Annotated in this window: 21 protein-coding genes and 1 pseudogene; 8 read left to right on the top strand and 14 right to left on the bottom strand. The window is 39.3% G+C overall.

Features of this window, described 5'->3' with window-relative positions:
* The first annotated feature begins 99 nt into the window (after positions 1–99).
* Together ACTWPF_RS05980 and ACTWPF_RS05985 are read left to right on the top strand one after the other, a co-directional pair.
* Positions 100–363 carry a hypothetical protein gene (locus ACTWPF_RS05980; protein WP_443148671.1) on the top strand — a complete coding sequence of 88 codons (264 nt, stop codon included), beginning with the start codon at positions 100–102 and terminating at the stop codon, positions 361–363.
* Positions 360–1256 carry an AEC family transporter gene (locus ACTWPF_RS05985; protein ID WP_443148672.1) on the top strand — a complete coding sequence of 299 codons (897 nt, stop codon included), beginning with the start codon at positions 360–362 and terminating at the stop codon, positions 1254–1256. Before ACTWPF_RS05980 ends, ACTWPF_RS05985 begins: the two co-directional genes overlap by 4 nt.
* Before the next feature lie 240 nt (positions 1257–1496).
* Here ACTWPF_RS05985 and ytaF read toward each other — a convergent pair whose 3' ends face one another.
* A complete protein-coding gene (ytaF, locus tag ACTWPF_RS05990) occupies positions 1497–2099 on the bottom strand; it encodes a sporulation membrane protein YtaF (RefSeq protein ID WP_161464035.1) in 603 nt (200 codons plus the stop codon).
* Positions 2100–2248: 149 nt separating this feature from the next.
* Between ytaF and ACTWPF_RS05995 the strand changes: the two genes are divergently transcribed.
* Positions 2249–4420, top strand: a complete 2172-nt coding sequence (locus ACTWPF_RS05995) for a DNA topoisomerase III (RefSeq protein ID WP_161464036.1) — start codon at positions 2249–2251, stop codon at positions 4418–4420.
* Positions 4421–4568: 148 nt separating this feature from the next.
* On the opposite strand, the gene ACTWPF_RS06000 is transcribed toward ACTWPF_RS05995, so the two are convergent.
* Both ACTWPF_RS06000 and ACTWPF_RS06005 read right to left on the bottom strand, forming a co-directional pair.
* Positions 4569–5078, bottom strand: a complete 510-nt coding sequence (locus tag ACTWPF_RS06000) for a hypothetical protein (protein ID WP_161464037.1) — start codon at positions 5076–5078, stop codon at positions 4569–4571.
* 64 nt (positions 5079–5142) lie between these two features.
* Complete coding sequence (locus tag ACTWPF_RS06005; RefSeq protein WP_161464038.1) at positions 5143–5340, bottom strand: DUF2188 domain-containing protein; 198 nt, start codon at positions 5338–5340, stop codon at positions 5143–5145.
* An 89-nt stretch (positions 5341–5429) separates the two neighbouring features.
* Between ACTWPF_RS06005 and ACTWPF_RS06010 the strand changes: the two genes are divergently transcribed.
* Positions 5430–5756 (top strand): CHY zinc finger protein, encoded by a 327-nt coding sequence (locus tag ACTWPF_RS06010; RefSeq protein WP_161464039.1) that lies wholly within the window; start codon positions 5430–5432, stop codon positions 5754–5756.
* A gap of 99 nt (positions 5757–5855) precedes the next feature.
* The gene (locus ACTWPF_RS06015; protein ID WP_036575320.1) at positions 5856–6095 is read left to right on the top strand and encodes an indolepyruvate ferredoxin oxidoreductase subunit alpha; all 240 of its coding nucleotides are present in this window, start codon (positions 5856–5858) and stop codon (positions 6093–6095) included.
* A 272-nt stretch (positions 6096–6367) separates the two neighbouring features.
* Here ACTWPF_RS06015 and ACTWPF_RS06020 read toward each other — a convergent pair whose 3' ends face one another.
* Positions 6368–8428: a thioredoxin domain-containing protein gene (locus ACTWPF_RS06020; RefSeq protein ID WP_443148673.1), complete on the bottom strand. Its 2061-nt coding sequence runs from the start codon at positions 8426–8428 to the stop codon at positions 6368–6370.
* 262 nt (positions 8429–8690) lie between these two features.
* Between ACTWPF_RS06020 and ACTWPF_RS06025 the strand changes: the two genes are divergently transcribed.
* Positions 8691–9515 (top strand): DUF817 domain-containing protein, encoded by an 825-nt coding sequence (locus tag ACTWPF_RS06025; RefSeq protein WP_106897442.1) that lies wholly within the window; start codon positions 8691–8693, stop codon positions 9513–9515.
* Positions 9516–9706: 191 nt separating this feature from the next.
* On the opposite strand, the gene ACTWPF_RS06030 is transcribed toward ACTWPF_RS06025, so the two are convergent.
* The 4 genes and pseudogenes from ACTWPF_RS06030 to ACTWPF_RS06045 form a co-directional block, all read right to left on the bottom strand.
* On the bottom strand, positions 9707–10039 hold the full coding sequence (locus ACTWPF_RS06030) for a hypothetical protein (protein ID WP_443148674.1): 333 nt from the start codon (positions 10037–10039) through the stop codon (positions 9707–9709).
* 106 nt (positions 10040–10145) lie between these two features.
* On the bottom strand, positions 10146–10277 hold the full coding sequence (locus tag ACTWPF_RS06035; protein ID WP_286162945.1) for a hypothetical protein: 132 nt from the start codon (positions 10275–10277) through the stop codon (positions 10146–10148).
* A 132-nt stretch (positions 10278–10409) separates the two neighbouring features.
* Positions 10410–11553, bottom strand: a pseudogene (gene tnpB, locus ACTWPF_RS06040) (IS200/IS605 family element RNA-guided endonuclease TnpB).
* Positions 11554–11775: 222 nt separating this feature from the next.
* Entirely contained in the window at positions 11776–12852 is a 1077-nt protein-coding gene (locus ACTWPF_RS06045; RefSeq protein ID WP_443148675.1) for an EAL domain-containing protein, read from the bottom strand.
* Positions 12853–13135: 283 nt separating this feature from the next.
* Between ACTWPF_RS06045 and ACTWPF_RS06050 the strand changes: the two genes are divergently transcribed.
* Positions 13136–13489, top strand: coding sequence for a VOC family protein (locus ACTWPF_RS06050; protein ID WP_443148676.1), 354 nt, complete (start codon positions 13136–13138; stop codon positions 13487–13489).
* A gap of 411 nt (positions 13490–13900) precedes the next feature.
* On the opposite strand, the gene ACTWPF_RS06055 is transcribed toward ACTWPF_RS06050, so the two are convergent.
* Both ACTWPF_RS06055 and ACTWPF_RS06060 read right to left on the bottom strand, forming a co-directional pair.
* Positions 13901–14341: a cell wall hydrolase gene (locus ACTWPF_RS06055; RefSeq protein ID WP_106897438.1), complete on the bottom strand. Its 441-nt coding sequence runs from the start codon at positions 14339–14341 to the stop codon at positions 13901–13903.
* 108 nt (positions 14342–14449) lie between these two features.
* Positions 14450–16063 carry an amidohydrolase gene (locus tag ACTWPF_RS06060; protein ID WP_443148677.1) on the bottom strand — a complete coding sequence of 538 codons (1614 nt, stop codon included), beginning with the start codon at positions 16061–16063 and terminating at the stop codon, positions 14450–14452.
* A gap of 135 nt (positions 16064–16198) precedes the next feature.
* Here ACTWPF_RS06060 and ACTWPF_RS06065 point away from each other — a divergent pair, with 135 nt between their 5' ends.
* Positions 16199–16699 carry a DinB family protein gene (locus ACTWPF_RS06065; RefSeq protein ID WP_106897436.1) on the top strand — a complete coding sequence of 167 codons (501 nt, stop codon included), beginning with the start codon at positions 16199–16201 and terminating at the stop codon, positions 16697–16699.
* A gap of 195 nt (positions 16700–16894) precedes the next feature.
* Here ACTWPF_RS06065 and ACTWPF_RS06070 read toward each other — a convergent pair whose 3' ends face one another.
* The 4 genes from ACTWPF_RS06070 to ACTWPF_RS06085 form a co-directional block, all read right to left on the bottom strand.
* Positions 16895–17629 carry a glucose 1-dehydrogenase gene (locus ACTWPF_RS06070; protein WP_238020624.1) on the bottom strand — a complete coding sequence of 245 codons (735 nt, stop codon included), beginning with the start codon at positions 17627–17629 and terminating at the stop codon, positions 16895–16897.
* 59 nt (positions 17630–17688) lie between these two features.
* Positions 17689–18120, bottom strand: a complete 432-nt coding sequence (locus ACTWPF_RS06075) for a MarR family winged helix-turn-helix transcriptional regulator (protein WP_443148678.1) — start codon at positions 18118–18120, stop codon at positions 17689–17691.
* A gap of 15 nt (positions 18121–18135) precedes the next feature.
* Positions 18136–18891, bottom strand: a complete 756-nt coding sequence (locus tag ACTWPF_RS06080; RefSeq protein WP_443148863.1) for an SDR family NAD(P)-dependent oxidoreductase — start codon at positions 18889–18891, stop codon at positions 18136–18138.
* 283 nt (positions 18892–19174) lie between these two features.
* On the bottom strand, positions 19175–20938 hold the full coding sequence (locus ACTWPF_RS06085) for a glycoside hydrolase family 13 protein (protein ID WP_443148679.1): 1764 nt from the start codon (positions 20936–20938) through the stop codon (positions 19175–19177).
* Positions 20939–21141 lie beyond the last annotated feature (203 nt).

Below are 21141 nucleotides of genomic sequence, written 5' to 3' on the forward strand. Positions count from 1 at the left end.
TGTATATACATTATATACAATATATACACATTTGGTTCCTTTGTCAACTACTGTGGGAGAGAAGACGCCGGAATAAGTTAAACAGACGCAAAGGGAGGAGTGATTGACGCAGGAATAGGAAAAAGTGACGCGATGGAAGGGAGAAGAGAAGCAGCAAAAGAAAAAGTGGCGCAAGAGGAGCTAAAAGTGAAGCGTGAGCGGCATGAAGAGAAACCAAACAGGCCAAAAGTGAAACATCAGCTATGGGAACTGAAACGTCAGCCACCACAAAGTGAAACCACCACCATCCAAATCGCCCGTCCTAAACGAATCAAATATGGTAAACTAGGAAAATACAAAATTATAGTGGGGATGTCATCATGAGTTTATTTTTAAATGTTATTTTGCCAATTATGGCTGTTTTTGCAGCAGGGTATGTATTACAACGAATTCGATTACTTGATGTGAAATCCGTTTCAGCTGTGTCGCTTTATATACTGTCACCGGCACTTGTTTTCGTTTCATTGTACGATGCGTCGTTTGATCGTGATTTTTTAATTATATTCATTTATATCTTTGTCCTATTTTTTATAATGGTTCTTCTAAATAAAATAGTGGCACGTGTATTTAAATGGTCACCATCAGTGGAGAGTGCATCTATTCTAGCTACAGGATTTATGAACTCTGGTAACTATGGTTTGCCTGTTGTGCTCTTCAGTGTGGGACAGGAAGCAGTACCGTTTGCGATTTTTATTATGGTAGTACAGGCGCTGCAAAATAACTTCTTCGGTGTTTATTATGCTTCTCGGAGTACGAGCGGAATGAAGCGAGCGGTGTTGAATGTATTGAAAATGCCGACCACCTATGCTGCTATACTGGCCTTTGTCTTTCAGCAATTTAGCTTACCGGTTCCTGAAGCTGCCCACTCTACTCTTTCGATGGTAGGAGACGCAGCCATTCCCGTCATGATGGTGATGCTAGGAATGCAGCTTGCGTCCATAACAGGTCTAAAGCTTAATTGGCACGTGCTGATTTCCGCCGTCACATTAAAAATGATTGTCGCACCACTGATTGCCTTCGGGTTTGTAGCGATTGTGGATATGGATCCGATCATTGCATCTGTTCTTATCATCATCTCGGCAATGCCAACAGCGGCTACCACTACGATGTACGCTATTGAGTTTGATACAGAGCCAGAACTTGTTTCCAGCATCACCTTTGCAGCAACGCTCGTCAGTATTGTTACCATTACATTACTCCTTAACATTGTTTCGTAATGTTTCTTACCGTTTAATACAGGGTAACCTATAGACAGGAGACAAAAAGAAACTAAGCGTTACACTGAAAGGATGAAATGTATGTTACGTACCATTTTAATGATTATCGGAGCAATCGTTGTTATAGGCTGGATCATCTCCATGCTGTAAAAAAAAACAAAAATCCCGGACGCCTCTAAAGCGTTCGGGATTTTTTAGTTGGCCATCATTGCAGTAACCGCCACCAAATGAAGTTTCGCTTTATAGAAAAATATTACATACACCAATGGTAATTAAAAGAAGGGATGGGAGGAGTGACATTTGCTGCATTTGTTTATTTTTGGCCAAGTAAAGCCCTAGTTTTATTCCGCTAAAGAGAAATACTCCACTCATACAGGCAACAAGAATGGCTGTGAAAACAGATGGATAGCCGAGCATTGATGCACCAATTCCTGCACCAAAGGCGTCCAAAGCCAGCGCTGCACCTAGTAATAAGGCTTCTGTAGAGGAGATATTCCCAGATTTGTCTAAGTCAGCCTTATTTGGGTCAGTCAAAACCGTTGTAATCGCGTTGTGGTTTTGTTGCTGTGTCTTTCCAGAGCGGACGTTATTATAAAAGGTAAGCGAACCAATCGCAATCAATATCCCGCCACCGATGAACCTCGTTATATCTGGTGATAGGAGGGAGGTAATCCCAGTCCCGATCGTCATGGCCAGTAACACGATCCCGCCTGAACAAAGCATAATAATACATAGAGCAACAGCAGGTACATGTATTTTTCGCATTCCATACGTAATCCCAACACCAAAGCCGTCAAGGCTTACTGCAACAACTAATAGTAATAATCCTGTATAGAAAAGCATACGACCAATTCCTTTACACGTTCGTTGTATCCATAGCTTATGGAGAGGTGGCTTACTCTGTTCCTGTCCAACAAAGTGGCTCTGCAAGAACAATTGATTCTGTGGTAAAGTAGAAGGAGCGCTTTAACAAAAAGAGAGGATTTTTGTGTATGAGTAAAACGGTTGTATTAGCAGAAAAACCTTCTGTTGGCAGAGACATTGCCCGTGTACTGAATTGCAATAAAAAAGGCAATGGCTATATGGAAGGCTCAAAATATATTGTGACATGGGCACTTGGGCATTTGGTAACACTTGCCGACCCTGAAGTTTATGATGATAAATATAAAACATGGAAGCTTGATGACCTGCCGATGCTGCCAAAGCAGCTAAAGCTTGTAGTAATGAAGAAAACCGGAAAACAGTTCAATGCGGTAAAATCGGTTCTAAACCGAAATGATGTTTCATCTGTTGTCATTGCAACAGATGCTGGAAGAGAAGGGGAGCTAGTAGCACGCTGGATCCTAGAAAAAGCACGGAACACCAAACCCGTGAAGCGTCTGTGGATTTCTTCTGTAACCGATAAAGCAATTCGGGATGGATTTAATCAATTGAAGCCCGGTGGGAAATTTGAAAATCTTTACCATGCAGCGGTCGCTCGTTCTGAAGCAGACTGGTATGTTGGACTTAATGCTACACGTGCTTTGACAACAAAGTTCAATGCACAGCTGTCCAGTGGGCGAGTTCAAACACCGACACTTGCAATGATTGCAGCTAGGGAAAAGGAAATTAAAGACTTCAAGCCACGCATGTTTTATGGAATTGTAGCAAAGACTGGCAAAGGATTTAAGCTTACGTGGCAAGATGATAAAAATAACACCCGCATCTTTTCAGAAGAAAAAGCAGATGGCTTGTATAAGCAATTAAAAAACAAGCCGGCTAAAATTGTGGAAGTAGATAAAGCCTACAAGAAAAAACATGCACCTCAGCTATATGATTTAACGGAGCTACAGCGTGATGCCAACCGAATTTTTGGCTTTTCCGGTAAGCAAACACTATCCCTGATGCAACGTCTTTACGAGCGCCATAAAGTTCTAACTTATCCACGTACAGATTCAAGAGTACTCACGACAGACATCGTGCCAACATTAAAGGATCGCTTAAAGGCATGTGGGGTAGATGAGTATGCGAAGATTGCTGGAAAGCTACAAAACAAGCAATTTAAGCTATCAAAATCTGTAGTTAATAATGAGAAAGTCTCCGATCACCATGCCATCATTCCAACCGAACAGCATGTAATTTTGGCTGATCTGGATGATAAAGAACGCAAGATTTATGATCTTGTTGTAAAACGCTTTTTGGCCGTTTTATCCGATCCATTTGAATACGAGCAGGTAACATTAGTTGCCACGATCGATGGGGAACGTTTTTCTGCAAGAGGAAAAACAGTGAAAAAACAAGGTTGGAAAGAAGTGTACAACAATCGTTTTGATGATGGGGACAAAGAGGACGAAGAGAAGTTGCCGGCAGTGGAAAAAGGCGATACCTTCGCCAATCTGCAGCTATCCCGTACACAAGGGGAAACGAAGCCGCCAGAGCGTTTCACGGAAGGTGCGCTCCTACAAGCAATGGAAAACCCTGTTCGCTATATGCAGCCAGATGAGAAGCATCTTGCTGGAACCATTAATCAAACAGGTGGCCTAGGTACTGTTGCAACACGCGCTGATATCATTGAAAAACTATTCAACGGTATGTACATGGAGATGAAGGGAAAGCATATTTTCATCACATCAAAAGGGCGTCAATTGCTGGATCTTGTTCCGAATGACCTGCAATCCCCTGCACTTACAGCAGAGTGGGAGCAGAAGCTTGGTCTAATAGCAGAAGGAAAACTTAATAAAAATAAATTCATCGCTGAAATGAAGGATTATGCCAAAGATGTCGTACAGCAGATTAAAAACACGCAGGAAACGTTCAAGCATGACAATATGACAGGGACGAAGTGTCCTGACTGCGGAAAATTAATGTTGGAAATCAAGAATAAAAACGGCAAAATGCTCGTCTGTCAGGATCGTTCCTGTGGGCATAAGAAAAACATTGCCAAACAAACAAATGCCCGCTGTCCAAAATGTCATAAACGCTTAGAACTGCGCGGACAAGGAGAAGGCCAAATGTTTACCTGTAAATGTGGCCACAGAGAAAAACTGTCTACCTTTAATGAGCGGAAACAAAAAGAGAAAAAGCATAAAGTCTCCAAAAAAGATGTTAACAAGTATCTGAAAAAGCAGGATGAAGGTTTTACCAATAATGCCCTGGCAGAGCAGTTGGCTAAGTTGAAGAAGTAAGAAATTTAAATTCGAAACACTCGTTATGTAAAAGTCTCGTTTCTTTCTAGTAAAGAGAGAAACGAGGCTTTTTTAGAATAGGGAAATAGGGGCACAAGTAGCTGGGAAAACATGCCACAAAAAAAGAAGCGCCCTTAGCGCTTCTTTTCTACATTTTATTTACTGGTTCATCTAATACATGATGATCCGTTTCGTTAGAATTGCTGGATTTTGATGAAGTATTAGTAGATTTTGCTTCCTTCTTCACCTTTTTACCAGCATCCATTGCAGTGTTTCTTGCATCGTCAATATCAGACTTGGCATCCTTCACGCCTTCTTTTACATCTTTCGCTTGGTCACCAAGCTCTTTTGTTTCATCCACAATATTTTTAGCTGTTTCTTTTATTTCCTGGCCTTCGTTAGCCCAAACGTTTTGTACTTTCTCAAGTGCTTGCTGTGCGCTTGATAGTGTTTGTTTGGCATTTTCAACAAGAGATTGTTTTGTGCCATTTGGATCTTCTTTAATTTTTTGAGTGTACGTTACAACAGAATCTTTCGCATTCATGGATGAATCTTTTACTTTTGTTCTTGTTTTTGGATTCAGAAGGATGAAGGAAATACCTGCTAAAGCTCCAGCACCTACTAGTAATCCAACTTTGTTATTCTTTGTTTTTTCCATTGTTCATCTCTCCTGCCTTTTATTGTTTAGTATACTAGTACCCTCGCTATAGAAATGTAAACTACTAGAATCGTTTTTCTTCTATGACGTTATGATTCTTGTCCATGATTTCCACCATGCTTGGTGTGTTTTCTTTTGCCATTTGCACTGCGGCGGCGATGGCATCATCTTTTGCCTCGTATACATCTTCTGGGGCCACATTCTCTAGTTTAACAAACCAGCCTGACACATCTACATTCGGTACGACACTATATGTTTTCATTTTGACAAACTCCTTTATCCTTTATAATGATTATATCTAAGCTTTTCCCACTGAAAGAGTAAGTAAAACGTGATAAAGGGGGTAATTTCTTGAATATACATGGATTTACGATAAAAGGTTCACTGGATAAAGAAACACGTTGCACGCACTACCATGGTCCCACAGACCGGATTGCAATTAAATTTTATTGCTGTCAGGAATATTATCCTTGTTATAAATGCCATGAGGAATATGGTTGTGGCAAAAAAGAAGTATGGCCAAAGGAGAAATTCGATCATAAAGCTATTCTCTGCGGATCCTGTGGTAAAGAACTAAATATTGGTGACTATTTAAAATCAGGCTATGCTTGCCCTTCCTGTCAAGCAGCTTTTAACCCAGGATGTGCACTACATTACGAGCTTTACTTCGAAAAATAACGGGAATTTGCTCTAAGCTGTTTACTTGCAATTGCCCTCTCATGTATCATAATAGAAGAGATACTAGCTATCTTTTATGTGATAAGGGAGGTAACTTAAATGGCATTCGTTATATTGGATCCATGCGGACCGGAGAAAGCAGCCGAATGTGTCAGTGTGTGTCCAGTTGATTGTATAGAGGAAGGTCCAGACCAGTTTTACATAGATCCAGATATTTGTATCGATTGTGGAGCATGTAAAGCCGTCTGCCCAGTAGATGCAATAGAAGAAGAATACGATATAACACCAGAACAAGAAGTATTCCTAGAAAAAGCAGAGAAATTCTTTGCGAATAAATAGATAAAAAAAGCCGCGCCATCTATTGATGGAGCGGTTTTTTTGTGCCTGTTGTAGTTCTTGAAAAGTCGCGCGGGAGCTACGTGAAGTCGCGTGTCAATCCTAAAAAGTCGCGCACCACCACCTGAAAGATACGCACCCCCCATCCCAGGAGACGCGCCACCACCCGAAGGAGACGCAGACTCCATCCCAAGAGGCGCACCATCACCCGAAAGAGACGCAACCTGCCTCCAAAGAGACGCGTCACTACCCGAAAGAGACACACCAATCCTAAACTACTTCAATATCTCCTCTAAAGCACTCTCCACATCTGTTGTCGGCTGCTGGCAGGCGAAGTTTTCACAAATATAGACAGTCGTTTTATTGCCCATTTGCTTATAATCTGCTGCAAATGGGGCTACCTGTGCCAAACGTTCCGCATCTTCAGCAACCAATAATGTGATATGAGGGAGGAAATGCTGGTTCAGCTGTCGGATTAAACGCTGTCTGTCAAAATCGTTTTCCGCACCGATAATCACAACTTCCTTCGTTGGATTTTCTGTAAGCTGCAGAGCTTGCAGGAAGAACGGCGCTGCAGAGGCTTGACGCTTTATATCATCATAAAAGCTATAATACATTTCATCCACTTTATCAAGGTAACGAGACTCTCCAGTTAAATACCCAATCCTTGCAAGCATTACAGCTGCAACACTATTTCCAGAAGGAAGTGCTCCATCGTAAATATCTTTATCAACAGCTATGAGTTCTTCACTATCATTCCCACTGAAAAAGAATCCACCATTTTCCTCATCCCAGAATAATGCCAACATGTTATCTGCTAGAGCTCTCGCTTTTTTCAAGTATTCTAATGAATACGTTGCATCATATAATTCAAGGTAAGCCCAGGAAAGATAAGCATAGTCGTCAATATATGCCTTATACTTCGTTTCGCCATCACGATACCGAGCCATCAAACGGTCATCATCCATAAGTTTTTCTTCAATAAAGGCAACTGCCCCCTTGGCATAACCTAAATAATCATCCTGATCAAATACTCTTGAAGCCTTTGCCAGAGCTGCAATAGCCATGGCATTCCATGAGGTTAAGACCTTATCATCGACATGTGGGTATACACGTTTTTCCCTTACCTCTAACAGTTTCTGTCGTGATTCCTCTATCTGCTTGCTTAACAGCACAGGCTTGATGCCTCGTTTTGCTGCTTCTATCCCTAAGTCTTTGCCAATGAGGTTCGGAATATTTTCCCCTTCAAAATTACCTTGAGGGGAAATGGAGTAGACATCTGCAAATAAAGAGCCTGCTTCATCCCCGAGTATAGAAAGAATTTCGTCATAGCCCCAAACATAGTACTTTCCTTCCACACCTTCAGAATCGGCATCAATTGCCGAATAATAGGCTCCATCTAATCCCTTCATTTCCCGCTGTAAAAAGGTGATGATTTCAGTAGCTATTTTTTTAAAATGTTCATCCTTTGTAAGTGAAAATCCTTCTGTATATGAAATTAAGAGTAAAGCATTATCATACAGCATTTTTTCAAAGTGGGGGACAAGCCACTTTTCATCTGTAGCATATCTCGCAAAACCAAATCCAATATGATCATAAATGCCACCATCAGCCATAGAGTAAAGGGTTTTCTTCGCCATATCGAGTGCAGTATTGTTCCCATTTGTTTGAAAGTGTCTGTGTAAAAAGGTAAGCACATGTGGCATAGGAAACTTTGGAGCATCCCCAAAGCCCCCATACGTAAGATCAAACTGGCCGGAAAGTTGGTGGAATGCCTCCTGACAGCTTTTCTCCGTAAGTCTCGATTCACTTTTGGCCATGACGGTTCGCTTCAGTGCAGCACGCACACTTTCCGTAAGCTCTGAAATATGGGCAGGATCGTTTTCATATTTTCTGTGCAGCTGTGTCAGCATCTCCATTACACCGGGCATTCCGTATTTACTTTCTTTTGGAAAGTATGTACCTGCATAAAAGGGGATTTGATCTGGCGTCATGATAATGGTTAATGGCCAGCCACCATGCCCCGTCATCATTTGACATACCTTCATATAAATCGAATCAACATCTGGTCGTTCTTCTCTGTCCACTTTTATCGAGACATAATGTGAGTTTAAAAGGTCGGAAACTTCTTCATCTTCAAAGGATTCGTGTGCCATAACATGACACCAATGACAAGTACTATATCCAATAGATAAAAAAATTGGCTTTCCTTCCCGCTTTGCTATAGCAAAGGGTTCCTCACCCCATGGAAGCCAATTGACTGGATTATAGGCATGCTGTAATAAATAAGGAGACTTTTCATTAATTAATCCGTTGGGTTTGCTGCTAGTTGTCATAGGTCATCATCTTCCCCTCAGTTAGATATTTATGGTTACTTTACCACAGTTCACTATATTAATTCAGAGGTAATGTAAATAATTACATACTTCTCTCATAGCGTTACATTAAAAATGCTTTTATTAAAAGGTATGGAAATCCCCAACTCTTAATATATGAAAACAATAATAAATAATAGTAAAATAATAAATATATATTGATAATCGATAAATATGATGCTAAAATCAAATCAATTAGGAATAAATAGGATAGGAGCTAATTATGAATTCAATTAATCCAAATGAGTTTCAAAATAAGACGTTAAAGGTACGATTTACGAGTTCTTTTAAACAACTCTTTCATTTTGGGTGGGAACAAGCACTTTCATGTTTATTCCCAGTCGTCATTTTTGCCTCTTTAGCAATCACTCAAATTATTCCACTTCCTTTTCTGCCACGGTATGACTGGCTTCTCATTATATTCCTTTTAATGCAGTGGTGGATGGTACATTCTGGGCTTGAAACACGAGATGAGCTAAAAGTTATCACATTGTTTCATCTAATTGGTCTTGCTTTAGAGATTTTCAAGGTGCACATGGGGTCATGGTCTTATCCTGAGGAAGGGTATTTCAAGATATTTGGTGTTCCTTTGTATAGCGGATTTATGTACGCAAGTGTGGCAAGTTATTTATGCCAAGCGTGGAGAAGATTAAAGGTTAATTTAGTTAAATGGCCACCGTTTATCGTAGTGATACCATTAGCATCTGCAATTTATTTGAATTTCTTTACCCATCATTTTTTAATTGACATTCGTTGGTTTTTAACTGGACTAATCATTCTTGTCTTTTTGAAATCAGGGGTTACCTACGAGGTTAATAGAATTCGTTATCGTATGCCACTTGCACTTGCTTTTGTACTCATTGGATTTTTTATATGGATTGCTGAAAATATAGCAACGTTCTTTGGGGCTTGGGAATATCCAAATCAAACGGATGTATGGAGCCTTGTTCATTTAGGAAAGGTTAGTTCATGGGTCTTATTAGTGATCGTTAGCTTCCTTATCGTAGCAACTTTAAAGCAGGTAAAAGAGAGGAAAGAAGTAAATTAGTATAATTTAATTCCGAGTTCATCTGGCATATATTTCTTTACCAAATTCTTTGAGAAATTAACTGCTAGCTATGAAAACTAGAAAACATTTTAATATTATTTGTGGATAAAATAAACCCGTTACAGGCTTGGAGCTTGTAACGGGTGAAAAATGAGGTTTTCCAGTTGTAGTTTGTTTTTAGTTGTGGATTTTTAAAAGTGGAATTGATTCTTAAATCGCGCAAACTCTCGTTCATTACGAGCGGCTTTTTCCCAAATATGCTCCTGGTCCGCCTCGATGGTTTTTAGCTTGTCCATTACTTCAGTATGTTGCTCCTTGTTTTCTTCTTTCATAGCGGTGATCTCTTTCCACATGGTAGCCTGATCGGCCTTCATAGCAGCTTGCATGTCTTTTAGAGTGGTTAACTCCTCTTTCATAGTAGCCTGATCAGTCTTCATAGCAGTTTGTTCTTCCATAACATTACCTAGCATTGTAATAATTTGCGATAGAGTATTCTCCATCCGATCAAATCGTTCCTCACTCAATCTAATCACCTCCTTGTCCTACTCATTATAACGTAGCATCTATAAGGTATCTACAGGGGAAATTTCTCCCACCCTGAGGTGCTGTGTGTCTAAATCAAAAGACACTTTATTCCTCTACCGCTACCGCAATTTTACTGGCGATCCAACGTTCTGCAGTCGCTTCATCAATTTCATATATTTTCCCCGCACGGAGCAAATCCCCATGGTATGCAGTTTGTACATTCATTTTTACCTTCATTTTTGTTCTCCTCCAATTCATTGCATAACCCAAGTATACAGGAAATAAGTCTTTGAATGAACCCCACATAACAAACGTTTGAAGTGGGGGATTCCTAAGAACACCTTCGCAACCGAAAGTTATGTTATTAGGCTATCCCTGCGTCCCCGCAGTTAGAAGTCGTAACGCTTCGTTTTTAAGATTCAAGCTTGCGTTTTTATCCCGGTCATGATGTGCGCCGCAATGGGGACAAACCCATTGGCGCAATCCGAGATCTTTAACGGCTTTATTTTGATAGCCACAATCTGGTGTGGAGCAAAGCTGACTGGACGGAAAATTCCTGGCAACGGCTATCACGCGCTTCCCATACCAAGCCGCTTTGTATTCCAGCATCTGGTGAACAGCTCACTTCGTTGATGGCTTTTGCCAATTTATGATTTTTCAGCATGTTGGACACCTGCAAGTCTTCGATACCAATAATGTCGTGGTTTTTGATAATAACAGTAGAAATTTTATGCAGGTAATCCTGCCGTGCATTGCTGATACGCTCATGAAGACGCGCTACTTTTCGTTTTTGTTTTTGATAGTTCATGGCGTCCTGTAAGGCTCGTTTTTGCTTTAGCGCCAGCTCTTTACGCCTGGAAAGAATACGCTGTTCTTTTGCCAAGCGGGACTCTAATGTACGAAAGTGTTTCGGATTCTTATATACGGTGCCATCCGAAAGCACGGCAAAATCTTTTAGTCCAACGTCAATTCCAACAGCAGAACCAGTTTTGGCTAACGGTTTTCCCTCTATTTCAGCCAAGATCGAGATAAAATATTTGCCGCTTGGATTGCGTCTTATCGTAGCGCTCAGGATCCGTCCCTCCACTTCACGGCTATTGGCAAACCTGACAAGACCTAATTTTGGTAATTTGAGTTTGTTCCCCACAACCGCAATATTATGATTGGTGCACTTTGTCGTATAAGACTGAACCGGGTTTTTCTTTGATTTAAACCGTGGCGCTTTATTCTGTTTTTGGAAAAAGCGGTTATATGAATCAGCCAAGTGTTTAAGCGCTGACTGCACGGCTATGCTATCCACTTCTTGAAGCCATACCAATTGCTTTTTGAGTTGTGTAAGCTGGGCGGAACAAGCCTTGTATGTCAAGCCTTTTCCTGTCTTCGTGTAAGCTTCATTCCATTGGTTCAGGAAATGATTGAACACAAAACGGGAGCAACCAATCGTCTTCGCAATGAAGACTTCTTGTGATGCATTTGGATAGAGTCGAAACTTATAGGCTTTGTGAATAGACATATTTTTCACAACTTTCTTATATGAATATTATATCTATTATATCAGAAAAACACGTACGAATGTTCGTTATTTGTATGTAATACATGAAACCCAGACAATTCATCTCCACCCTAGCTAAGCTTGAGGATGGAGTCTTCTTGTCCAAAACCGATAAAAAAATAAGTGGCTCCTGAAAGAGAGTCACTTTGGTAGAGTTATATCTCAGTTATATTAGGTGTGTTATTATATTCTGCTGTTATCATGTAGGTGTTCAGGCCTTCCGTCTTTTTCTGAGTTGAGTGTTTCCAAGGGTGTAGGACTCGGCTTGGCAAAATAATAACCTTGGAATAATTCATATCCCATTTTAGTAAGATAGTGATAATCTGCTTCTGTTTCGACACCTTCTGCAAGTGCTTTTGCACCCATCTCACGTGAGAGTTTTACTACGGATGCTGCAACTTCCTGTTTGGCTTTGTCTTCACTCACGCCACTAGAAAATTCCATGGCAAGCTTCACAATATCAGGTCTTAGATCGGCTAATTTTTGCAGATCATTAAAGCCTGTTCCAACATCATCTAAGGCATATTTAAAACCGTGATCACGATAATAATTTAAGATGGATTTCAAATGCTCAATATTTTCTACTTCATCTGTTTCCACTACTTCAAATACTACCTGCTCCGGCTTTATCTTAAGCTTCTTAATCAAAGCAAAGGTAGTGGCAAGACAATGCTCCGGAACATAAATAGCGGTTGGAATAAAATTAATAAAGATTAATTTATCAGTAGGTAAAGTAGCAGCGTTCCGAACTGCCTGTAGCCTGCAGGCACGATCAAGAGCAAACGTCCGATTTCTCACCCTTGCTGCTTCAAATAGCTTGAAAGGAGGGATGATGTTTTCATCTTGATCTACTCCTCTTGAAAGAAGCTCGTACCCTACAATTTCAGAACTTTCATTTATTCTTTCTATAATAGGTTGGAAATGGGTGCGAAGTTGGCTTTCCTCGATAACCTCATCAATCCAGCTTGACTCCCGTTCTATATGAAACTCATGGATTTGTTTCATTTTATATAACGTTTTAAGTGGATCTTCTCTGTTTGACTCGACAGCATAAATGCTTTTAGGGTTCAAATGGGCTTCTACATAATCGATCATATCGAATAAAATAGGTTCCATAACCCAAAACATTCTCTCATTTACTGCACTCCACGTATTCTCTGGTTTTCCTTCTATGTAATGTATAAGTGGTTGTGCATCTTGATCATCAGCAAAATAAACAGTATAACCTTTTGGTTTTGGCTGACAAATATCACAAAACATGTTTAGTACACCTCTCTTAAACTATTTCTTCCTAGTCTATTTATACCAGATAAGAAGACCCATTACTATTAAAGAGAGAGGATTTTTCAGGGGATTTTTATGGTTAAGAAGATGCTGGATAAAGATCTACTTGTAGGCACATCTAGCCAAAAAACAGGCAAGAAGTCCAGCATTTATTTTGGTTTGCTAAATTATAGGAATATGCTATATTTTAAGTTAATTAAAGAGTTGTCTATATACAAACTATGGTGATGGTAGAAATTTAAATATAAGAGGTGTTTTCATGACTCATCCCATTCAAAACCAAATTGGAGCTGTATTCATTCCGGTAAGCAATATAGAGAAAGCAAGAGATTGGTATAGTAATATTTTAGGTTTAAAAACTGTGGGAGAAATACAGTTTGGTCATCTTTATGTGTTACCAATGGAGGGTACAGGGATTGTGCTAGACAGCAAGATTTATTCAGAGGACCATGTATATAAAACTCCAGCATTTCACCTGAATACGAAAGATATTAAAGAAGCATTTCAATTTATGAAGAAGAAGGGTGTTAACCTAACGACGGAGATTGAACATGATCATTATTTTAATTTTCAAGACCCTGATGGAAATATGTTAATGATTTGCAAATGTTGATGTTAGTTAAATGAGGGACATACAAAAGTATCGCTGAGAGATTATAACCCAAACTATAATGCAAAGCCTTGTATAAAGATTTGCTTAGTTCGGGTTTTGTATGAATTTAATATAATTTAGTTTAGGCAGAACATGGAGACCCCTCAAAAATCAAAACCCATTTTCTTCTTGCGAAGTGAAGCGGTCGAAGCTTTCCTTGTTCTACGGGAACAGCACGAGCTGAAGCCGTGCCCGTGGAAAGCATAGTGTTATTTCAAAGCGGTGCTATAAAGTATTATTTGTATTTAAAAACTGACAATTTAGTTATGTCCTAGCCTCTTAAAATTTTAAGGGGTTGATTTGGAGGAAAGGATTTTTACCAACCTTCTTCTCCCTTCAATAGAAAAGTAGAAATGTAGAGTGGGGATTTTTTTAGTAGCTATAAACACTTTCGCATGTTTCGGCTATTGGCTCGTAATAACAATGCTGTTTGTACTGCCCTGTGAGGGGTTGGTCATACCAAGTAGGTGGACATTCACCATAGGGATTGAAATACCAAAGCGCAAATTTGGAAGGGTGTTGTCGCCAATAATCTAAGGTCTGTTTTGCTAATCTTTTTTCTACAGTCCTTGCTCTGTTGTAAAAGACGTTTCCTTTTTGTACTGCTTCAAAGGAGTAATTTCCACCTTGAATTTGAAAAATAACATCGTTAATGGACCTTAAATCTTGAAAATCTAAACAGTCGGCCTTTAAACGGTTAACGATAACGTTCCCAACCATCAGCATTCCCAGTTTACCTTCACCTTCTGCTTCTGCTCGCATCATTCTTGCTACTAAATCAACATCACTATCCGTGTATCTCACTCTAGCCATTTTTATCACCTCTAAAAGCAGTGTATTAAAAAAAGCCTACTAAAATGTAGGCTTTTTACAAATTTTACGAATGGACAAGTAGAAATTTTAGTCAGGTCTGTAATATATTTATTTTTGCTCCAACGTATCGTAGACCTTTTTGCCATTTATCCACGTTTCTGACACCTGAAGTTTATATAGTTCACTTGATTTTATGTCTTTAGGATGGGTATCCAGTAAAATAAAATCAGCCTTATGCCCAGTTTCTATTTTTCCTTTTTCGTTTTCGCGATGTTCCAGTTCGGCTGCTCGGACCGTATAAGCAAAGAAGCAATCATCGACACTTAACTTTTCTTCAGGGATCCAGCCACCTTCTGGTTTCCCATCTAAATCCATACGGTTAACTCCCGCGTATATTTCCTGTATAGGGGAGAGGGGACCAATTGGTGTATCAGAGCTGCATGTGAAAGGGATACCTCTATCTAGTACGGTTTTCCATGGATTACAATAGCGTTCTCTTTCTGTCCCTACCCAGTTTAACGTTTGATCATGTTCATCCATCATGAAGCCGGGCTGGGTCTCAAGGTATGGTTTTATTTCTTCTAGCTTTTGTAGTAAATCTGGTGCTAAAACCTGTGCATGGATAATACGATGCCTGCGTTTCTTGGTATCGACGTTACCTAGAGCGCCAAGTGCTTGCTCTACCGCGCGATCTCCAATAGCATGCATCGCAACTTGCATATTGTTTTCGTCAGCTAATTGCACGATGTCACGAAGCTCCTCTTGCGAATAAATTAACGTACCTCGTGTATGTGGTCTATCTGAATAAGGCTCTCTTAACGCAGAAGTATGCAAGCGTTGTGTACCATCAAGGAAAATTTTTACGGCCCCAATTTTCACTTGGTCACTACCGTCACCTGTCCGGAGTTTCCACTTATTTAAATAGTCAGCTAGATCGTTTTTGTTAAAAATGTAATGATGAAGCCAGACATCGATTAGGAGTTTTCCCTCATTTTCCAGGGTTCTATATGTGTTCCAAAGCTTCTCAAAATCTCCAGCAAAGTTAAGATCATCCGTATGGACAGAGGAGATACCATTTTCTAGTAGGGGAGGGATTGCCATTTCTAATGCTTTATAAATTTCTTCCTGTTCTTTCTTTCGGAAATGAAATTTAATAAAGTGAACGGCAGTATCTTTAAATCTTCCTGTCCATTGGCCATCTTTATCTTTTTCAATGAATTGTTCATGATTTCTGAGAAGATCTGGTTCTTCTTTAACAATGTTTAACGCTTCTTTATTTAGTACACATTCGTGTCCATCATCATGGAGGAAATAGGCTGGTTTACTATATTCCAATTCCTCTAGATCCTCTGCTGTTAGTGGTTTGTCTTTATCCTTTAAATGGCTGTCAATTAATCCTCGTCCAACCAACCAGTCATGTTCTTCCATTTTCTCCTCTTCATAGGTGTTATGGACAATTTTTTTCATTTCACTGAAAGAGGTGACCTTCCTTAAGTCTATCTCTTTTTTCATAAAGCCGAACCGAAGTAAATGCATATGAGAATCATTAAAAGCAGCGGTAAGGACTTTTCCTTTGCCATCTACTATATTGGAGCCCTGCTCTTGCGATAATCCCTTTTTAATAAAGGAAATTTTTCCGTTTTCCACACCAATGTGGTAAATATCCTCTGTGTTTTCCTTATCATATGGTCTATATAGGCGAACATTATTGATTATTTTCATATTCCATTACACTCCTTCTAATTGCCGTATACCCATAAGAAGGAAGGACCTAACATGGTACATAGATATAATTATTTAGAAAGAAGGATTGTCTCTCCCTTTATAGAATAGTTAAAGAGAAAGGGAGGGACATGTATGTATACAATAAACGAACTTTACCAGGATATGGAGCAATTCAATGAATGGGCGGAAACCTTATATAAGATTGAGGAGAATCTTTTCTTCACCCCAATTGCTGAGGGCAAATGGGCAATGGCGGAGATTATGACACATATTGCTTATTGGGATACATATATTCTTACTGCTATGCTACCCAAAATGGAGCAAGATGCGGACATTCAAAGCATCGATATTGAAAAACTTAACAAGGAAGCGGCCACCCACGCGAAATCAGGAATCAGCCAGAAACAAATTTTGCAGGAACAGCAGCAAGCAAGGAATGCTTTACTTACAGCGTTGAAAGCGAAAGATGAATCATTTTTCACAACAACTTTTAAATTAAATGGCGAAACGCTTGACGAGCACTCTGGCTATCCGCACAACGCGTTTAATTACTTTAGCGGCTTTGTTTGGCATGACAACCATCACAGGAAGCAAATAGAAAACTTCTTAGATGAGCAGAACCAATCCGTTTAATGAATGATTAAATGGGACACTTCATTAGGAAGACCCCGTTGTATCGCAATACAAAGACATTGCAGAAAAGAAATGGGAGAAAAGATTATACTATAAGGGTAGCACTGAAAATTACTTTCTGTGCTACCCTTGGCATTTTATATTGAATAACCATAATGTAATTTAAATTAGGGGGTTATCTTCTAATAAAATAAATTACTGTGCAGTTAATCCACCATCGATTACAAATTCCGAACCAGTTGAATAGCTCGATTCATCTGAAGCTAGGAATAGTACCATGTTTGATACCTCTTCTGGTTGCGCTACACGTTTTAATGGGATCTGTGCAGAAAATGTTTCCACAGCAGCTTTAGTATCTTCTTGTACTACCATAGGGGTAGCAATCACCCCAGGATGTACAGAGTTCACCCGGATACCCATAGCCGCTAAATTCATGGCTGCTGCTTTTGTCATACCACGTACCGCAAATTTTGTATCTGTATAACCTACAGCGCCTGCAACTAAACCATTCATTGACGAGATATTTATGATGGACCCACCGCCCGATCTAGCCATTAACGGTGCAACAGTTTTCATGCCAATAAATACGGAAGTCTGGTTAATATCCACAATCCGACGATATTCTTCAAGCGAAATGTCTAGAATACTTTTGGCCATCGTAATTCCTGCATTATTAACTAATACATTCACTTGACCGAACTTCTCTTCCGTAATTGCAAGTACATTATTCCAGTCTTCTTCACTTGTAACGTTTTGTTTTACAAAGATCACATTATCACCTAATTCAGCAGCTAATGCTTGGCCTTTTTCTTCGTTTAAATCTGTTAGTACCACTTTTGCACCTTGTTCTACAAATAATCTTACATGGGCAGCACCCATGCCTTGAGCTCCACCAGTAATGATTGCAACTTTATTCTCTAAACGATTCATTTATATTTGCCTCCGTGTCTTAGATTAGCTAAAAACTATGCAGAACGGAATGATAATAGTTATTTTGAACCCTTCAACTTATTCAGTAACTTTTTTTGAATATCAATATACTGAAGTAACTCTTCATCAGTGAGTACACTATATATATTTTCATAGTATTGCTGACCAAGATATTCGGCTTCGCGTAACATATCATTGCCTGCGCTTGTTAAGCTTAAATAAATTTTTCTCCGGTCATGTGGATCAAATGTGTTTTCAATATAGCCAGCATCTAATAATTTTTTAGTAATGATAGAAATACTGCTTTTTGAATATCCGAGTTTATTGGATAATTCTATGGGTTGGCATTGTTCAAGTTTGCGAATTTCGCTTAATACAATAAGCGAAGAAATGCCAATTGGTTTAGTCAATCCTTCTGTAAATTGGATAATATTTGCGTTGTTTACCTGTTCGACCATATTAATTAATTCGTAAAATGTTGGTTTATTCATTGGCTTCTCCTTTGATTAGCGCAATTGAATCGAACCACCGTCTACCATTATCGTTTGTCCTGTAATATAACGAGCATCCTCAGAGGCTAAGAACACAGCGACACGCCCGACATCTTCTTCAGGTTCTCCCCAGCGGCCTAATGGGATTGAGGAAAGGCTTGTCTCATACATTTCAGGGAAGTCCTCAGCCCATTTTTCTACAGCTTGGCTTTTTGCAATAGGACTGATTAGATTAACATTGATATTAAATTTCCCCCATTCATTAGCTGCAACGCGACAAATAGCACGTATTGCTTCTTTTGCTGCTGCATAAGAGGTTTGCGTTGGTTGGCCCGATAAGCCAGCACCAGATGCAAAGTTAATCACGGTGCCTTCTGTCTCTTTTAAATGAGGAAATGCTGCTTTCATCAAGTAGAAAGTAGGGTAAAAGCCTGTACCAAATGAGAAATCAAAATCTTCTTGGGTTGTTTCTTCGAACGGCTTTTGTTTCGACGCATGCGCATTATTAACTAGTACGTCTAATTTACCATACTTTGCAACAACCGTTTCAATAATAGTAGGTAAGTTTTCAACATCAAAAAGATCTCCTTTTATAAACATTGATTTAGGAGAAATCTCTCTAACTTTTGCTTCCACAACTTTTCCAGCTTCATCATTAATATCAATTAATACTAAAATGGCACCTTCTTTGGCCATGGTTGTGGCCATACCAGTAGCAATACCACCAGCACCGCCAGTGATAATCACAATCTTATCCTCTAAACGCATGATTATTACTTCCTTTCCTAAGATTTAATGCCATTATAAACAATAAAGGTTCGGCAGTAAACTGTATAGATTATTATGAAAATTAAATACATAAAACTACTAGATAAAATCAATAAAATTTATTGGTGATAGAAGCAATTGAAAATAAAAAGAAGAAAAGAGGGGGAAGTGTTTAAGTAAAAAAGAAATCCGAACTTGGATTGTCTTTCATTCAATCTAGTTCGAATTTCTTCTGTATTTCCGAAGCGTTAATTAGAGAACTTATATCAAGACAGTTTTTTACTCATTAATCTATCACTTCAAAAATTCGCCATCCTAAAGGGGGGACTTCAAACTCCGAAGCACTGTCTTGATGTTCGATTTTTTGCGTAGGTAGGGAAATCTCATTGTTTAGCTCTCTACCAAAAATAGTCTTCGAAACATGCGATACAGATTCACTGTTATTTAGCATGACGACTAACTGCTGGTTACCCAATCTCTTCTCATAGACAAGCACATTTTTCTCATCATTTGCATGGAGAAAGCGAAATGTTGCTTTATTTCCAAATAACGCATTCTGCTTACGTAAAGCGATGAGTTCTTGGACAAATTGGAACAGCCCTTGATCTTGCCTACTTGAATCCCACTCCATACATGCACGACATCCAGGGTCTTGCCCACCGCTCATTCCAATTTCATCTCCATAATAGATGCAAGGAGTTCCCGTAAAGGTTAACTGAAATAAATAAAGTAGCTTCACTCTTGCTGCACTTTCTTTCGCCAAAGTTAGAATGCGCGGTGTATCATGGCTATCCAAAAGATTAAAGGCTGCCTCATTGACGTTTTGCGGATACATATGCATGACCCGGTTAATAACATAAGAAAACGTGGTTGGTTGCATGTCGTTTTCTGCAAAAAAATTAATTGCCCCGTTGGTGAATGGATAGTTCATAACCGCGTCAAACTGATCCCCTTGTAACCACGGCATGGAATCATGCCAAATTTCTCCGAGAATGTATGCTTCAGGGTTTACTTCTTTTACGACTCGGCGAAAGTCACGCCAAAACGTATGATCCACCTCATTGGCAACATCAAGTCGCCAGCCATCAATGTCAAATTCCTCTACCCAATAACGGGCCACTTCGAGTAAATAGTCACGGACTTCTTTGTTTTCCGTGTTTAGTTTTGGCATCGACGAAACAAAAGAGAATGTATCATAGTTTGGTGCAGGATCTGTAACAACTGGGTAATCCCATAAGTGAAACCATTCCTTGTATTGGGAGTTTTCTTGGTTTTCAAGAACATCCTGAAATGGAGGGAAATAGTATCCACTATGATTAAACACGGCATCGAGCATTACTCGAATACCACGTTTATGACATTCCTTAATCAACGTACGGAAGGTTTCCTTATCACCAAATTGCGGATCAATTTCCATATAATCAATGGTGTCGTATTTATGGTTAGAGTATGCCTTGAATATAGGGGTAAAGTAAATCCCGTTAATGCCAAGTCTTTCTAAGTAATCAAGATTATTAATAACCCCTTGAAAATCGCCGCCAAAGTAGTTTGAAGGTGTTGGGTCCTCAGATCCCCATGGAAGAGTGCCTTCAGGATTAATAGAGGCATCCCCATTAGCAAATCGCTCTGGGAAAATTTGATACCAAACAGTGTCTTTTACCCAATTTGGCGCCTGAAAGACATCAGCCTTATTTAAATATGGAAAACAGAAGAAATGGCTAATTTCAGTTGGAAGAGTAGAAAAGATACCATCTTCCGCAACATAGCATTCTTCATCACCATCTGAGCATAAAAAGCCATATCGCATTCTACGGAATGTTGGTTTAACTGCAATAAACCAATAGTCATATAAGTCTGTAGAACCGGAACGGGTCATGGAATTTGTTTCAGTTTGCCATTTTCCATCCTTCCAATCATAGGGGTCCCCGTAGATGAGCTGAACATCTTGCATGTCACCTTTTTTCGTCTGCAAAACAATGTGAAGCGTTTCCGCATCATATGCATAGGCAAAATTATTTTTGGGGCGATGATAGATTGCTTCTTTTATCATTGGTTGTAACCTCCTTTTTGAACAAACGTTTGCGCATAAGTCACTAAATTATTTACAACACTTATACTGATAGAGAAGTAGATTTGTAGAGAGCATAGCATAAAACTGGGTTTAATGTAAGCGATAACTTAGTTGATACTACAGTATTTTTTAAAATTTAAAAAAGTTGTTGTTCTTTCCTTAAAAAAATGTATAATAAAGAT

This window comes from Oceanobacillus sp. M65, assembly GCF_052246275.1.
Lineage (GTDB): Bacteria > Bacillota > Bacilli > Bacillales > Amphibacillaceae > Oceanobacillus_B > Oceanobacillus_B jordanicus.

Bases quoted from the DNA above. Each gene is read 5' to 3' on its own strand.
- ACTWPF_RS06035 (WP_286162945.1), bottom strand. From the start codon at position 10,277: ATGAAGGTAAAAATGAATGTACAAACTGCATACCATGGGGATTTGCTC.
- ACTWPF_RS05985 (WP_443148672.1), top strand. From the start codon at position 360: ATGAGTTTATTTTTAAATGTTATTTTGCCAATTATGGCTGTTTTTGCA.
- ACTWPF_RS06015 (WP_036575320.1), top strand. From the start codon at position 5,856: ATGGCATTCGTTATATTGGATCCATGCGGACCGGAGAAAGCAGCCGAA.
- ACTWPF_RS06050 (WP_443148676.1), top strand. From the start codon at position 13,136: ATGACTCATCCCATTCAAAACCAAATTGGAGCTGTATTCATTCCGGTA.
- ACTWPF_RS06060 (WP_443148677.1), bottom strand. From the start codon at position 16,063: ATGAAAATAATCAATAATGTTCGCCTATATAGACCATATGATAAGGAA.
- ACTWPF_RS06070 (WP_238020624.1), bottom strand. From the start codon at position 17,629: ATGAATCGTTTAGAGAATAAAGTTGCAATCATTACTGGTGGAGCTCAA.
- ACTWPF_RS06025 (WP_106897442.1), top strand. From the start codon at position 8,691: ATGAATTCAATTAATCCAAATGAGTTTCAAAATAAGACGTTAAAGGTA.
- ACTWPF_RS06020 (WP_443148673.1), bottom strand. From the start codon at position 8,428: ATGACAACTAGCAGCAAACCCAACGGATTAATTAATGAAAAGTCTCCT.
- ACTWPF_RS06005 (WP_161464038.1), bottom strand. From the start codon at position 5,340: ATGAAAACATATAGTGTCGTACCGAATGTAGATGTGTCAGGCTGGTTT.
- ytaF (WP_161464035.1), bottom strand. From the start codon at position 2,099: ATGCTTTTCTATACAGGATTATTACTATTAGTTGTTGCAGTAAGCCTT.
- ACTWPF_RS06085 (WP_443148679.1), bottom strand. From the start codon at position 20,938: ATGATAAAAGAAGCAATCTATCATCGCCCCAAAAATAATTTTGCCTAT.
- ACTWPF_RS05995 (WP_161464036.1), top strand. From the start codon at position 2,249: ATGAGTAAAACGGTTGTATTAGCAGAAAAACCTTCTGTTGGCAGAGAC.
- ACTWPF_RS06075 (WP_443148678.1), bottom strand. From the start codon at position 18,120: ATGAATAAACCAACATTTTACGAATTAATTAATATGGTCGAACAGGTA.
- ACTWPF_RS06000 (WP_161464037.1), bottom strand. From the start codon at position 5,078: ATGGAAAAAACAAAGAATAACAAAGTTGGATTACTAGTAGGTGCTGGA.
- ACTWPF_RS06045 (WP_443148675.1), bottom strand. From the start codon at position 12,852: ATGTTTTGTGATATTTGTCAGCCAAAACCAAAAGGTTATACTGTTTAT.
- ACTWPF_RS06055 (WP_106897438.1), bottom strand. From the start codon at position 14,341: ATGGCTAGAGTGAGATACACGGATAGTGATGTTGATTTAGTAGCAAGA.
- ACTWPF_RS06065 (WP_106897436.1), top strand. From the start codon at position 16,199: ATGTATACAATAAACGAACTTTACCAGGATATGGAGCAATTCAATGAA.